The sequence below is a fragment of the Myxococcus hansupus genome (assembly GCF_000280925.3).
GTDB lineage: Bacteria > Myxococcota > Myxococcia > Myxococcales > Myxococcaceae > Myxococcus > Myxococcus hansupus.
This window is the reverse complement of sequence record NZ_CP012109.1, coordinates 9,339,092-9,353,230: the sequence shown is the minus strand read 5'-3', so window position 1 is coordinate 9,353,230 and position 14,139 is coordinate 9,339,092. Positions and strand designations below refer to the sequence as shown.

10 protein-coding genes are annotated in these 14,139 nt (G+C 69.2%); 5 read left to right on the top strand and 5 right to left on the bottom strand.

Translation table 11 applies throughout. The features are described 5' to 3' along the window. Nucleotides 1-2 precede the first annotated feature (2 nt). Complete coding sequence (locus tag A176_RS39505) at nt 3-161, top strand: hypothetical protein (protein ID WP_002633660.1); 159 nt, start codon at nt 3-5, stop codon at nt 159-161. 64 nt (nt 162-225) lie between these two features. Here the strand turns inward: A176_RS39505 and A176_RS39005 are convergent, their stop codons facing one another. The 3 genes from A176_RS39005 to A176_RS36915 form a co-directional block, all read right to left on the bottom strand. Beyond that, nucleotides 226-4,218 (bottom strand): hypothetical protein, encoded by a 3,993-nt coding sequence (locus A176_RS39005; RefSeq protein ID WP_002633661.1) that lies wholly within the window; start codon nt 4,216-4,218, stop codon nt 226-228. Between the two features lie 194 nt (nt 4,219-4,412). Then, complete coding sequence (locus A176_RS36920; RefSeq protein ID WP_002633662.1) at nt 4,413-4,604, bottom strand: CsbD family protein; 192 nt, start codon at nt 4,602-4,604, stop codon at nt 4,413-4,415. Nucleotides 4,605-4,717: 113 nt separating this feature from the next. Further along, entirely contained in the window at nt 4,718-6,091 is a 1,374-nt protein-coding gene (locus A176_RS36915; protein ID WP_002633663.1) for a matrixin family metalloprotease, read from the bottom strand. 242 nt (nt 6,092-6,333) lie between these two features. Here A176_RS36915 and A176_RS36910 point away from each other — a divergent pair, with 242 nt between their 5' ends. Further along, on the top strand, nt 6,334-8,109 hold the full coding sequence (locus tag A176_RS36910) for a methyl-accepting chemotaxis protein (RefSeq protein ID WP_002633665.1): 1,776 nt from the start codon (nt 6,334-6,336) through the stop codon (nt 8,107-8,109). A gap of 91 nt (nt 8,110-8,200) precedes the next feature. Here the strand turns inward: A176_RS36910 and A176_RS36905 are convergent, their stop codons facing one another. Both A176_RS36905 and A176_RS36900 read right to left on the bottom strand, forming a co-directional pair. Continuing rightward, nucleotides 8,201-9,058: a hypothetical protein gene (locus A176_RS36905; protein ID WP_002633666.1), complete on the bottom strand. Its 858-nt coding sequence runs from the start codon at nt 9,056-9,058 to the stop codon at nt 8,201-8,203. Between the two features lie 101 nt (nt 9,059-9,159). Then, nucleotides 9,160-10,728, bottom strand: a complete 1,569-nt coding sequence (locus tag A176_RS36900) for a phytoene desaturase family protein (protein WP_002633667.1) — start codon at nt 10,726-10,728, stop codon at nt 9,160-9,162. 130 nt (nt 10,729-10,858) lie between these two features. On the opposite strand from A176_RS36900, the gene A176_RS36895 reads away from it, so the two are divergent. The 3 genes from A176_RS36895 (at nt 10,859) to A176_RS36885 (ending at nt 14,082) form a co-directional block, all read left to right on the top strand. Beyond that, entirely contained in the window at nt 10,859-12,673 is a 1,815-nt protein-coding gene (locus A176_RS36895; RefSeq protein WP_002633669.1) for a CHASE domain-containing protein, read from the top strand. Nucleotides 12,674-13,265: 592 nt separating this feature from the next. Continuing rightward, nucleotides 13,266-13,610: a hypothetical protein gene (locus tag A176_RS36890; protein ID WP_226994110.1), complete on the top strand. Its 345-nt coding sequence runs from the start codon at nt 13,266-13,268 to the stop codon at nt 13,608-13,610. 4 nt (nt 13,611-13,614) lie between these two features. Beyond that, the gene (locus tag A176_RS36885; protein ID WP_002633671.1) at nt 13,615-14,082 is read left to right on the top strand and encodes an SMI1/KNR4 family protein; all 468 of its coding nucleotides are present in this window, start codon (nt 13,615-13,617) and stop codon (nt 14,080-14,082) included. Nucleotides 14,083-14,139: the final 57 nt, after the last annotated feature.

The window sequence follows — 14,139 nt, the reverse complement described above, 5'->3', positions numbered from 1 at the left end:
CCATGCGCGGAGTCATCACCGGACGAGAGGTGGTCGCCAACCTGGGGCTCATCTACCGGGAGTTCGGGACGGGCTGCGTGCTGCGCTGCCTGTGGGTCATGCTGAGCGGCAAGACGACGACGTTCCTCGAGGTGGCCTGTCCACCGGTAGAGAAGCGGTAGCAACGACACGGGCCGCGGAGGAGGTCCCCCACGGCCCGCACCGTTTCACGTCACGTCCGCTTTCTCAGTTCGGCACGCTGAGCCGCAGCCGCAGCAACGTGGGTTCCACCCAGGCGCTCGCCTCGGGGCCACCCGCCCCGGCCTGAGCATCCAGGGAGGCCTCGATGGCCGCCTTCAGCCGGTCGGCGCGAGACGTCACCGCCGGTTGCAGGTCCTGGAGGATGTTGTGGGCCGGAGGCTCGGCGGCGTTGCTGAACAGCGCGTACACGTCCTGCAGGTCGTTCATCACCGGGGTGACCTCCACGTCCTGCGCGGTGTCGTAGCCCGACAGCACGCCGTCCTCACCGTAGAGCAAGCCGCGCAGGTACTCGTCGTGGTCGAGTGACAACGGCAAGGCCAGCGCCGCGTAGGACTGCCACAGCAGCCGCGTGCCCGTCATCCGCTTCGCCTGGACCTGGAGCGCGTCACCCGCCTGGTTCATGCGCGCCGCGATGGCGCCGTAGAACTGGCGCTGTTCGTCCTTCAGCGCGCGCACCACCTGGTTGCGGACGGTGGTGCGAAACCCGGGGGTGGAGAGGAAGTTGTAGCTCGGCAGGGACGCGGAGGAACCCCACCGCTTCGCCATCCATTCGTGGGGGTTGTACACGGTGTTCGGGTCGTGCGTCGGCAGGTTCGAGGCGTGGATGACGGACGTGAAGTCCATGCCGCCGGTGACGCGCAGGCCCGCGATGCGCTCGGACTTCCACGCGTTCGCCGTGGCGTCCCAGTAGTTGTAACGGGCGTACACCGTGGACACCAACCGGTAGCCGCGCTCGTAGTAGTTGCCGAAGCCCGTGGGCGCCTGGTGGTAGACGGTCCAGCTCCCCTCGCCACACAGGTCGATGGAGGCCTGGTCCACGTTCAGGTTGTCCGCGATGACCAGCGGCCGCAGCGCGTCCTGGTGCAGCCGCGCGGGGTCCACGCCCAGGTAATCCGCCGCGCCGTCACCGTTGTAGTCGCCCCACTGTCCGCCCGCGCAGGGGACGATGCCCTTCTCGCCCGGCTTCAGGAAGTGCGCTCCGGGTTCCTGGTCCGGGCCGCCCCACAGGTCGATGCCGTGCAGGCCACGGGTGGGGTTGTGCCGCCACGCCAGCTCCGCCTGCTCGATGAGCCACTTCATCCCCGTCCAGTCCGCCGCGTAACGCGCATGGAGGCCCGCGAACAGCGGCTTGCCCAGGGTGCGCAGCGCCGTGTCGAGCTGCGTGCCAGCGCTGATGAGGTTGCCGTGACGCGTGGACAGCATCAGTCCACCGAGCACCGGCTGCTCCTCGAAGAGCTGCGCGTAGGCCTCCGCGCCCGCCATCCAGTCCTTCGGGCTGGAGATGCGCTCGCCGTGCAGCATGGGCAGTCCCAGTTGCACGGGGAACTCGCGCAGGTAGTTGATGTTGTAGGAGAGCTTGTGGGTGGACAGCTCATCCGCCGGGTGGATGTCCGGGTTGGAGCCACGCCCGTCAATTCCCGCCAGGATGGTGGAGTTGCGCGCGTCCACCGCGCCCCACTTGGAGAACTGATTCTCCGCCACCGTGAAGTCCGCGTAGAGCATGGGCGTGGGGTGACGCGTGTCCCAGCCCAGGTAGGACCAGGCGGCCAGCTCGAACGGGTCGTTCTTCGTGTCGGTGAAGTACTCGTACATGTTCTGGTCCACGCGGTTCAGGCCCGTGTGCAGCGCGTGCAGCGACGCCTGCGCCTCCTCCACGTTCTGGTTCGCGTGCCCCAGCTCCCAGTTCACCAGCGCGAAGCGGTCCTGCATGTCGCGGTGGATGTCGTTGAGCTTGCGGTCCACCCGGTCGAAGCGGCTGACCATCCGCCCCTGGAGCTGCACGATGAGCTGCTTGAGCTTGACGATCTCCTCCAGGATGACCTTCTCGATGGGCGGCTCGGCGGCGTTGGTCAGCAGGGAGAAGAGCTGGATGGCCGCGCCGATGATTTGCCCGGTGAAGATGGCGCCGCTGACAATCTGGAAGCCCGTCACCCCCAGCCCCAGGAAGGTGGAGACCTTCTCTGCGATCTTCACCGAGCTCTCCGCGTACTTCGCCACCGCCTCCAGCGTGGTGTTCAGCGCCTTGCTGAACTTCGAGATTTCGGCGGCGAACTCCGTGTCGCCGCTCTTCTTGAGCAGGTCGGCCACCAGCCCGAGCCCGCCCGTGACGCCTTCGCGCACGCCGTTGAGTTCGTCCTTGAGCGCGGTGCCACGCGCCTTCGCCTCGGTGATGGCCGTCTTCAGCGCCGTCGACTCCGGCGTCTCCGTGCCGCTCGTGAGGGACATCTCGGGGGCGTCCCCGTCCGCGAGGGCCGACGGCGTCTGCTGGGGCTTCTTCAAGGCGACCGAGGCGCGGTAGGCCTGCTCGGCGGTGTTCAACGCGTCGAGCATGTCGGAGTACTGCTGCACGGCGTGGAGCGCGGAGGTGGACGCGGTCTGGATGAAGAGCCGCGCCTCCTGCTCGGTGGTCACCAGGCTGCCGTCGGCCACGAGGCGCGGCAGGACGAAGCCCGCCATCGGGCCCATGGGGTTCGAGGTCAGCATCTGCGCCGCGGTCTGCGTGGTGTGGACGCCCGCGCCGCTGCCGATTCCACCGCCGTTCACCGCCGCCGCCAGGGCGACGTTGCCCTGCGCCAGGTCATGCAGCCGGGTCCAGGTGTCCTCCGTGAAGGCGTCCACTTCGCCGTAGCGCTCCACCATCGACTGGGCCGTGGCGAGACCGCGCTCCAGGTCCAGGCCGTTGTGCATGCTGGCGAGCAGCGCCTGCGCGTAGGCGCGCAGCGCCTTGCCCGGCACCGTCGACAGGGAGAGCTGAGGCTGGGCGCGCGCGAGGATGCGAATCATCGTCCGCACGCGCGGGCCGGAGCCGTCCGTCTCCGGGTTGAAGGGGTAGACGTTCAACGCGGAGGCGAGGGTGTTGAGCGCCGCCGTCAGCTCCGCCTGGGTGAGTGACGGGTTGTCGCGGGCCAGGAAGTACGCCGCGCCCGCCAGCAGGTGCAGCCGAGGGTCTTCCCGCGACATGGCCACCGTCGCGAACACCCGCCGGTTCACTTCCTGCGCGGTCAGCGAGAAGGCGCCACGGCACTCCGAGCAGGTGATGGGCGCGTCGTAGACGGGCTCGCCGCGGCTTCCCGAAGCCGCCCACTGCGCCGCCGCCTGCGCGTGCACTTCCGCCTGCGTGGCGCTGCCGGGCGCCTGTCCTTCCACGAACCCCGCGCCGCACTCCGCATCCGGCGCCACGCCGTGGCTGGCGTCGCGGCACGTGCCGTGGAGCGGCGCGCCGCTGCCGGGGCCGCAAGGGCCTACCATGGTTCCGCATTGGGCCGCGTCCGTCACCCAGGCGCCGTTCACCCGGCACGTCTGGGGGTTGGTGCAGGCCACCGTGCAGGCGGACTCCACCGTGCCACACTGCGGTCCGGTGCCCGTCCCCAGCGCCACGGGGTAGCCATAGAAGGTGATGTGGCAGAACTCCTCGGACGCGCCGGCGGACTTCTGGGTTCCGCTCTCCGCGCGCACGGACTCCTCACCACCACCGCCCGGCGGCGGACTTCCGATGTACCAGAGCCAGGTGATGCCGGCCCACGTCGACGGCGCCGCGTGCGTGGACATGTAGCTGCGGGCGTGCGACTCGCAGGAGCCGCTCTTCGTCCCCAGCGGCACCACCGCTTCGTGCACGCCCCGCACCACGCCGAAGTCCGCGTGTTCGCACGTGTCGTACGACGTACACGTCTTCGGGCTCGTGTCCGCACCACATGCGGCGGACGCCTGCCGCGCGAAACATTCGAGGCTGTAGGTGAAGTTCCCGGTGCACAGCCAATCACCAGTCGCGAGGTCCTCGGGCGTGCACGCGAGTCCGTCCTCCACGGTGCGAGCGAGGAAGGGCGCTTCGGCACCGGAGGAAGGGGCTTCGCCGCAGCCCCAGAGCGCCAGTGCGGCCAGCAGGGCCGGGAGCCGAAGCGAACGTCTGTTGGGAATGGGTGCGTGGGCCGACGGTGGACACACGTCTCCCGTCGACAACGGATTGCGCGACACAAACATGAAGGACTTCCCCCTCGCATGGGCCTGGGCCGGACACGGCCAGGGACGGCAAGAAAGGGCCGTCGAGGGCGGATACGCAGGGAGTGTGAAATCCTGGTCCTGCCGCGCGAACGAAACGAGCCGCGAGGAAACGCTCCTCGCGGCCCGATTCACTCAAGCGCATCAGCAGCCCGGCTCAAAGCCAGGCACTGTCGCTAGGGGTCGCCCCGGCGCGGCTTGTCGGAGTCGACGGCGTCCTTGATGACCCGCTTGGCGTCCTCGATCTTCCCCTTGATGGCGCCCTTGGCGGAGTCACGCTTGCCCTCGGCCTCCAGCTCACGGTCGCCGCTCGCGACGCCGGCCACTTCCTTGATCTTCCCCTTGGCCTTGTCGGTCCACTCGCCCATGACGGGTCTCCTTTCACAGCAGACAGCGTGTTGGAGACAGAGTGTGGGCATTCCTGGAACCGCGAGCAGGGGGGCCTCGGTCCCCTGCTTGCTCCACGGGCGGGCGGGCCACGTCAGGGGACGCCGCGACGGCCCTCGGCGCGGCCCGCGAAAATCCAGTGGTCCATCGCCGCCGCGTAGTTGGTCCGGCCATAGTCCGCGATGAGGTCCGGGTTGCTCTCCAGGTAGTACTTCACGTCGAAGTCCACGGAGGCACGGCGGCCCTCGAAGAGCCCCTGGCTCCGCCAGTGGTCGAGCGCCGCGCCGTAATTGGAAGACCCAAAAGCGGCGACCAGGTCCGGGTGATGGGCCAGGTAGAACTTCGCGTCGAACTCACGCGAGCCCCGGCGCCCCTCTCCAATGCCCGTGTTCAACCAGTGGTTCCTCGCCGCCGCGTAGTTGGTCCGGCCAAAGGCCGCCACCAGGTCCGCGTGCGAGGTCAGGTACCAGACGGCGTCGAAGTGCGCCGCGCCCCGGCGGCCCTCGTGGAGGCCCGTACCCGTCCAGTGCGCCCGCGCCGCATCCCAACCCATCGCGCCGAAGGCGTTGCGCAGGTCCGCGTGCTGATGGAGATAGAAGGCCACGTCGACGTCCCGGTCCGTCCGCGGTCCATACACGGCGCGCGTCCCGGCGTGGTCGCTCGCGGTGACGTTGAGGTCGCCCCGGTTGAGGCCGTTGCACTGCGGATAGTGCATCACCGACATGACGTCGTAGGCGGTCACCGCGCGCCAGGAGCTGTCCTCGAAACACGTGCGCGCCTCCGGGCGGGTGTGCTCGTGACGGAAGCCCAGCGCGTGCCCCAGTTCGTGACGCACGATGCCCGCCAGCGACCACGGCCCGGTGGGACCAAAAGCCGTGTCATTCATGAGCACGCTGCGATTGGCGCGGTCGAAGCTGGGGAAGAAGGCCCGGGCCAGGTAGCCCTGGCCGCTGGTGGGCCGAACGTCGAAGACGACGTGAGGGTTGGTGGCGTTGCAAGCCGTGTCCTGGTCGCGCCGGTGTTCGAAGCGCGCGGAGGAGGTCTGCTGCCAGACCTCCGCGGCCGCCGCCATGACCTGCACCATCGTGTTGTAGTGGGCGCCAAAGGTCGTGCTCACGCAGTAGGTCAGGTTGCGCTGGCGCATGTAGCTCCAGCGGTCATCCGCGTCGTTCACCCGGTGGATGGCGAGCGGCTGGCGCGTGGCGCCCGTCTCCTCGCCCAGTCCTCGCAGGTAGTCCTGGTACACCTCCGCGAGCCGGGCCTCGTTCTCCACCGGCGTGTCGCCATTCACGATGAACAGGCCCGTGTCCGGCTCGCGCCACGCCTGGTCCCGGAACGCCTCGTACGACAGGACGGGCGCTGGCACCTCGGCGGCCGGCGCGTCCAGGGTGTCACCGCAGCCCACGAACCCCAGCGACAGGGCGCCCGTCACCCACAGTCCGCACGGCCCCTTCGAAATCCGCTTCATCCGCAATCCCCCCAGTCGAGCCGGAGGCCTCCCTCCGGCTGTTCGGACATGCCGGAACCCCCAGCACGCGGCGGGACCAAGCCAGCACCCTCTCAGGCACTCCAAGGTCCCACGGGGCAGGTCGGGGACTACATGTCGGCATTTCCACACAGGCTGCAGGAGGCGGAGCGTGACTGAACATTGACGGCAGGCTCCCTGGGTCGCACGCTGGGGTCACTGCTACCCAGGAGCACCGCGTTCCGATGGCCACCCCTCCGCTTCCGACTCCAGGCGCCCTGCTTCGCCGGCTGTACCTGCTGCGGTCCGTTGTCACGACGGTGGCCTTCACTCCCGCCGTCTACGTCGACATGCAGTTGCTCGACCTCACGGGTGCGAAGGAATTCCAAATCTTCCTGGGCATCATCACCCCGGTGGTGCTCGGTCTGTGCGCGGTGGTGCAACCCCTGGTGGTGATGCCGTGGCTGATGAGGCGCGCCATGGCCGCACAGGGAACCCAGCGGGTAGAGCGGCTGATTCGCATCCCCTCCTCGATTGCCTTCCTGGAGATGATGGCGTCGTGGACGCTGGGCGGCATCCTCTTCAACGGCGGCGCGGTGCTGCTGCTGGACCGGCCCCCGTCGGTGGTGCTCGTCGGCGTGGCGGTGGCGGTGAGCGCGGGCCTCTTCAGCAGCCCGCTGGCGTACATGCTGTTCGAGCGGGAGATGATGCCCACGGTCCTGGACGCCTATCAGCAGGCGCCCAGCTCCAAGCCCGCGGGGGAAGGGTTCGCGACGCGCCAGCTCTGGCTGCTGCCCGCGATGGTCGTCTCCGCGCTGCTCATCACGTGTCTGGCCAGCATCGTCACGCTGCACCTGCGGCTGGAGCGCGGCATGGGCGCGCTGGCGGCGGACCTCGCGGCGAAGGGTGACACCGCGTCCGCCGAGCGCGTCCAGGCCACGGTGCGCCCGCTGGAGGCGGAGCTGATTCAGCCGGTGGTCATCCTCGGTGGCTACGCGGCGCTGGGCTCCATCCTCACCGCGGCCTGGGCGGCCCGGCGGCTCGCGCGGGGCGCTCGCGCGGTGGGCGATTCCCTGGAGGCGCTGGTGGAGGGCCGCGCCACGCCGCCCCAGTGGGTGTCTTCGGACGAGGTGGGTGACCTGGCCGCGTCCACGTGGCAGCTCTACCAGCAGCTTCAAGACTTGCCGCGCTCGCTGCGCACCTCCGCGGGAGACCTCGCTGACGCGGGCCAGCGGCTGTCCCAGGCCAGCGCGCAGCAGAACCAGACGCTGTCCCGACAGGCCGCGGCGCTGCATCAGGCTCGCGCCACCGCGCAGGAAATCCAGCAGGCCTCCCACGTGACGCACTCCCGCGCCACCAGCATCCTCCAGGTGGCCGAACGCGCCGCCGCCGTGGGCAAGCTGGGCGAGGAGTCCCTGGCCGGCACCGAGAAGGGACTCGCCTCCATCCGCGACATCGCCGCTGGCCTGCATGAACAGATGCTCGACTTGGAGCAGCGCGCTCGCGAGGTGGGCCGCGTGTCCGAGGTGGTGAAGTCGCTGGCGGACCAGTCCCACATGCTGGCCATCAACGCCGCCATCGAGGCCACGCGCGCCGGCGAGCACGGCAAGGGCTTTGGCGTGGTGGCTCGGCAGATGCGCGACCTGGCGGACCAGTCCATCCGCGCCACCAATCAGGTGCGCGGATTGCTGGAGACCATGGCCACGGCGACCCAACAGGCGTCGGCGATGTCGGACCAGGGCGCGGAGGGCGTCGCGGAAGCCCTGGAGCCCCTGCGACACAGCGGGGAGCGGCTGCGCGAGCTCGCGGGCTTGTCCAAGGAGTCCGCGGCCGCGGTGCGGCAGATTACCGAGGCCGTGTCGCAGCAGCACGCGGGCGTGGACCAGCTCTTCGCCGCCGTGCGCGAACTGGACGAACTGACGACGGACACGCTGCGCCACCTGGACACCACACAGCAGGCGGCCACGGCCGTGAGCCACGCCACCGGGCAGGTGACGCAGTTGGCGCAGCGCTACGTGTGACGTGGCGCCGACGCGCCGCGAGCAGGTCCCGCCGAAGCTTCGCGACTGACGCAGCGAGCTGCGTGGCGCCGCGCCGAGCCCGTGCCACGCGCTACGTCGACTCTGGCTCCGCGTCGTCCTCCGCCTGCGCGGGCAACAGCGGCGTGAGCCGCCCCTCGGAGTTCAGCACCGGCGCGCGCAACAGCACGGCGAGCCGGCCCACGAGGATGGCCAACCGCGCCAGCCGCTCGCGAGGCTCCGGGCCGCCCTCCTCGAAGCTCGCCGCGTCCAGATAGGCGAGCTGCACCGACGCGCGCCCGTGCAGCCCCGCCACCCGCGCCTCCAACACGGACACCTGGGTGTGCAGCACGCCCAGGAAGCGCGTCGTCCTCGCCAACAAGGCGGCGGCTTCGTCGAGCGCCTGCGCGCCATCTTCCGGCGCGTTCGCGGCGAGCACCGCGCGGGCCGACGCGGCTTCGTAGAGCGGCACTCCATCCAGCATGACCGGCAGCGTGTCCTCGTCCAGCCAGCCCCGGTCCAGCCATGCCAGCACGGGCTCCAGTGCGCTCGGCGCGGTGACGCCGGTCCCCAACAGCGGCCAGACGCGTCGCGTCTCGCGGGAGGGCGACTCACGCAGCACGGCGCGCAGCGACTCCAGCGCCTCGCCCTCGAACAGCTCGGCTTCCCGGGCGTGCCCCCAACGCTCCAGCCGCTCCAGCAGCACGCGGAAAGGGACCAGCACCTCCTGCTGCACCCGCACCTGGAGCGCGCCGTAGGACGCGGCGCGGTCACGCACCCGCAGCCGGTCCGCACGGAGCGCGGCCAATGACTGGCGGTGCCGCTCCTGGGCGTCTCGCAGGCGGGCGTCCTCCGGCGACGTTGCGGAGCCCTCCGCCAGCACCTTCCGCACACCGAGCCCCAAGGCCGTCAGCACCAGGCCACCCACCGCGAATGGGATGAAGAAGGGCATGCGCGCGACTCCCGTCCTGGAGAAAGTGCCAGCTTCGCATCCGCCATGCCCGGCGTATACGGGCGGTCCTGCCCCGCCCGCTTGCCCGGCGCGCCGCCCGCTCAGCCCGTGCGAGCTCGCGGCGCCTCCTCCGGCTCCAGCGGCGGCACATACGGCCAGCCTGGCAGCGGGCCCTTGCCCGCCTCGCGCGTCAGGTAGTCCGCCGCGATGTTCGCGCTCTCCATGATGGTGAGCAGGCCGCTTCCTGGATGCGTGCCGCCGCCGACGAAGTACAGCCCTTCGATGTCGCGGTTCTTCACCTTCGGCCGCAGCGGCCCCAACTGCAGCCACGTGTGGGACAGGTTGAACACCGCGCCCCGGAACACGTTGAAGTCGTCCCGCCACGTCTCCGCGGTGAAGTAGCGCTCCTCGCGGATGTGCTGACGCACGTTCTTGAGCCCCACCTTCTCCAACATGGCGGGAATCCGCTCGCGCAGCGCCTGCTCCGTCTTGGCCCAGTCCACCTCGCGGCCCGTGTTCGGCGTGGGCACCAGCACGTACAGCGTCGAGTGCCCCGCGGGCGCCCCCGACGGGTCCGTCACGCTGGGATTGCACACGTAGAAGGGCGGGTCCTCCACGTCGACGTGCCGGTCCTCCAGCGCGTCTCGGTCCGTGCGCCGCGCGGACTCCGACAGATAGATGAGGTGGTGCGGCAGGTCCGAGTACACCGTGTCCAGCCCGTAGTACGCCATGAAGGTGCTGCACGAGTACTTCGCCCGGTCCAGCGCCGCGTCCGTCAGCCGCGAGCCCTCTCGCGCCTCCGCCGGAATCAGCGTCTGCGCCGCGTAGGCGAGGTCCGCGTTCACCACCACCGCGTCCGCCTCCAGCACCTCGCCGCCCGCGAGCTTCACGCCCACCGCGCGGCCCGCCTCCACCCGCACCTTCTCCACCGGCGTGCCCAGACGGAAGGTGGCGCCCAGGTCCTCCGCGCAGCGCATCATCCCCTGCGACAACGCCCGGAAGCCGCCCTCCACGTGCCACACACCGAAGGCCAGCTCCAGGAAGGGAATCACGCTGAACACCGACGAGCACGTCGTCGGGTGCAGCCCCAGGTACTTGGACGGATACGCCAGGGCGTACGTCACCCGGTCGTCGTGGAAGAAACCGTCCAACTGCCGGTACAACGTCTGCCAGGGCTTGAAGCGCAGCGTGGGCGCCAGCCGCCACGGGGCGTAGTAGCCCAGGTTGTCCGCGGACGTGCAGATGAACTTCTCGTAGGCGATGCCGTACTTCTCCCGCCCGTCCTCCATCCACTGGCGCAGGGCGGCGGCCTGGGTGGGGCCGAACTTCGCCAGCTCCGCCTCCATGCGCTCCAGGTTCCGGGTGGTGTCCAGGTGGGTGCCGTCCCAGAAGTGCACCCGCGTGTTCACGTCCAACGGGAGCAGCTTCACGTAGTCGTCGATTCGACGGCCGGCGCGCCGGAAAATCTGCTCCAGCACCCCCGGGAGCTGGAGGATGGACGGCCCGGTGTCCACGGCGTACTCGCCCGCCGCCCCCAGCTTCAGGCCCTTCATCCGCCCGCCTGGCACCGCGTCCTTCTCCACCACGGTGACGCGGAAGCCCTGCCCCGCCAGGTTGATGGCGGCCGACAGGCCTCCCGGTCCCGCTCCCACGATGATGACGTGACGCACGCAGCCTCCTTGAGCCCGCCGGCCTACCGGATGCAAGGCGCGTCCGGTACCCGGGTGAACGAAAATCCACCCGCTCGTTCATCTGGCGAACGCGCGAAGCGGATGGACGTTACAAGAGCCCCGTCCGGCAATGGCACGCTGGACAACGCCGTCCCAGCTTCCCGACGCCACCGTGCCCTCGCACCTGCTCTCCCATCTGCGCCGCAATGCCGCCTCCTACAGCGCGGTGCTGGTGGGACTGCTTGTCACGGCCGTGGCGGCCAGCTACGTCTGGCAGAGCCTCCAGGAGCGCCGGCAGCGCCGCTTCGACGACGTCGCGGGCGACGGCACGCTGAGCCTCCAGCAAGGCCTGGACCTGTACCAGGCCCTGCTCCTGGGGGTGCATGGACTGTTCGCCAGCAGCCAACACGTGGACCGCCACGAGTTCGGCGCCTATGTGAACAGCCTGGAATTGCCCCGCCGGTACCCGGGTCTGCAGGTCATCGGCTTCTCCGAGTGGCTCCGGCCGGAGGACCTCGCCCGGCATGAGGCCGAGGTTCGCGGCACCGGCCTGCCTGGCTACCGCGTGTGGCCGGAAGGGCTGCGAGACGCGTACACCGCCATCGTCTTCCTGGAGCCCTTCACCCCCCGCAACCAGGAGGCGCTCGGCTTCGACATGCTCACCGAGCCGAGCCGCCGAGCCGCCATGTTGCGCGCCCTGGAGACGGGGCTGCCCTCGGCCACGGGGAAGGTGCAGCTCCTCCAGGACTGGGAGGACACGCTGGGCCGGGAGGGGTTCCTCCTCTACGTCCCGGTGTACCGGTGGCCCCAGACGACGAACCCGCCTCGGTCCCCCCGGGAGCGGTTGCGCGGCTTCGTCTTCGCCCCCATCCGGATGGCGGACCTCATGGAGAGCCTGCGCTTTCCTGGCTTCCGGCAGACCATCGACCTGACGGTGTACGACGGGACGGAGGTGCGTGACGAAACGCTGCTCTACACGTCCATCACCCCGGGCGTGCCGATGGCGCACGAGTTCAAGCAGAAGCACTCCTTGTCCGTCGCGGGCGAGACATGGACGCTGGTGTTCACCGCGCGCAAGTCCTACCTGGACCGCAGCACGTCCGCCCAGGTGCCCATCGTCGTCGTGAGCGGCCTGCTGGTGACGATGTCGCTGTTCCTCATCACCCGCTCGCAGGTGAAGGCCCGCGCCGCCGCCGAAGCCGCCCGTGAGGAGCAGCAGCGTCTCACCGGCGAGGCCCGCGCCGCGGTCCAGATTCGTGACGACTTCCTGAGCATCGCCGCGCACGAACTGCGCACGCCGCTCACCAGCCTCAAGCTCCAGTTCCAATTGCTGTATCGCAACCTGCGAGGCGAGGGCCCGCACGACCTGGAGAAGCTCCAGCAACGGCTGGAGTCCTGCGAGCGGCAGTCGACGCGTCTGACGACACTGGTGGACAGCCTGCTCGACGTGTCCCGGCTGGCGCGCGGACGGCTGGAGCTGAACCTGGAGGACCTGTCCCTGGACGAGGTGACGCGGGAGGCCGCACGCCGCTTCGAGACGGAAGCCCAGAGCGCGGGCGTCCAGCTCACGGTGGATACCCCTCGGGTGGTGACGGGCCGGTGGGACCGGCTGCGGCTGGAGCAGGTCATCACCAACCTCTTGTCCAACGCGCTCAAGTACGGCCACGGCGCGCCCGTGGACGTGCGCGTGCACAGCGACGAGACGAACGCGACGCTTGAAGTACGGGACCACGGCATCGGCCTGTCCAGTGAAGATGCCCAACGCATCTTCGGCCGCTTCGAGCGCGCTGTGTCCAGCCGCCACTATGGAGGGTTGGGCCTGGGGCTCTTCATCACCCGCCAGCTCGTGGAGGCTCTGGGCGGCCACATCACGGTGACGAGCACCCCGGGACAGGGGTCCACGTTCACCGTGGTGCTGCCCCTGGCGGGGCCTGGTACGGGGTGAGGTGCGGGGCCTCCGCGACGCACGTGGCGAGAGTGAGACGCCGGGGACATCCAGCAGCTCTGACGTCGCCCCGGACTCCGACTTCGCGAGGACTCACTCCACCGTCACCTTCCATCTCATCACCCAACATGGGCACCTTCCGCTGCGGTGGGAGACGGTGCCCCAAAGCGAGCTGACCGACCGACCAGCGCAAAGCGCCAAGGACTCTCTGCTGGCGCGACTGCACGCGGTACCGGGGTTATCTCAATTCAGAAGGATAGACAGCTCAATCCGCATCGTGCTTTCGCCACGCACCATGCCAAACAAAAACACCCACACCTATCACATGAACTGTCTCGCCGCCCTGGCGGCACTCGTCACGGCGTGTGCCGAAACGCCACTTCCACGCACGGCAAATGCTGTTCGGAGGTGGGTCGGGCCTCCTGTCAACGTGCCTGGGGGCGGCCAATTCCGGACCGTCATCTACTACGGTCCCTGGCAGTGCAGCAGCCAGCTCATGAACTACTGCGAGAGCAAGTGTGCAGGAAGCGGCCACGATCTCCAGGGCTGCATGTGGCTCGCGGATGTGAAAATGGACTTCCAGGGCACTGTCATGAGGGCCGGCAGCCGCTTTGGAATGGCCCACTGTTGCTGCAACTATGACAAGCTCAGTCCCGACCAGACCTCTGCGGCCCGTAGTCGCTGGAGCAACGCCCGCTCAGGCTTCCGGGAAGCGTGGGCCAACCGCTTCGGCGCGTGGCCCACGGAGCCTGGCGGCCGACTCTACGAAGGGCATCACGTTCGGGACCTTTGGCACGGCGGAAATCCCACGGACTGGGACAACATCATCCCGTTCCCCAAGGACCTGCACACGGACCTCTTCGACCTTTATAACGCGTGTTACGCCAACGACCCGCCTTGGACCCAGGTGGGCGTGGACTACCCCTATGGAGAGTAGCCCGATGCAAATGCCCGTCCTGCTCGAAGAGGTGTCCCGCGCTCACCGCGCGCGCCCTCCTGCTACGCCGGCTCAAATCGAAGCGTTCGAGCAAAGCGTCGGCTGGCGCCTCGACCCGGACCTTCGCGCCTTCTACCTGCACTGCGATGGAGCGGACCTCTTCGGGACTGCTGACCCCGCGTACTCCTTCTTTCCACTCGCGGAGATTCGCCGCGCGCGAGTGACCATGAGGAAGAAAGACACGGACAAGGCGGGCCCCGCGTCCTGGTATGCCATCTGCGACGTGCGGGACAGTAACTACATCCTGCTTGACGTGAGCCACCCGCTGGATGGCTGCTACCCCATCCGCGATGGCTACAACGAAGCGTTCCCTGATCCAGCCTACTGTCGCCAAATCGCCCGCTCCTTCTCGGAGTTTCTGGCTGGCGCGCTGCGCTCCAACGGGCATTGGTTCTGGCTGCCAACGCGGTAGGGCGCGACGCCAACGTAGCGCCGCGCCGGCACTGCTGAGTGATGCTGCGCACCTTTA

What these genes read in the sequence shown, in the direction of transcription:
- A176_RS39505 (WP_002633660.1), top strand. Translation starts at nt 3, where the DNA reads ATGCGCGGAGTCATCACCGGACGAGAGGTGGTCGCCAACCTGGGGCTC.
- A176_RS39005 (WP_002633661.1), bottom strand. Translation starts at nt 4,218, where the DNA reads ATGTTTGTGTCGCGCAATCCGTTGTCGACGGGAGACGTGTGTCCACCG.
- A176_RS36920 (WP_002633662.1), bottom strand. Translation starts at nt 4,604, where the DNA reads ATGGGCGAGTGGACCGACAAGGCCAAGGGGAAGATCAAGGAAGTGGCC.
- A176_RS36915 (WP_002633663.1), bottom strand. Translation starts at nt 6,091, where the DNA reads ATGAAGCGGATTTCGAAGGGGCCGTGCGGACTGTGGGTGACGGGCGCC.
- A176_RS36910 (WP_002633665.1), top strand. Translation starts at nt 6,334, where the DNA reads ATGGCCACCCCTCCGCTTCCGACTCCAGGCGCCCTGCTTCGCCGGCTG.
- A176_RS36905 (WP_002633666.1), bottom strand. Translation starts at nt 9,058, where the DNA reads ATGCCCTTCTTCATCCCATTCGCGGTGGGTGGCCTGGTGCTGACGGCC.
- A176_RS36895 (WP_002633669.1), top strand. Translation starts at nt 10,859, where the DNA reads ATGGCACGCTGGACAACGCCGTCCCAGCTTCCCGACGCCACCGTGCCC.
- A176_RS36890 (WP_226994110.1), top strand. Translation starts at nt 13,266, where the DNA reads ATGAGGGCCGGCAGCCGCTTTGGAATGGCCCACTGTTGCTGCAACTAT.
- A176_RS36885 (WP_002633671.1), top strand. Translation starts at nt 13,615, where the DNA reads ATGCAAATGCCCGTCCTGCTCGAAGAGGTGTCCCGCGCTCACCGCGCG.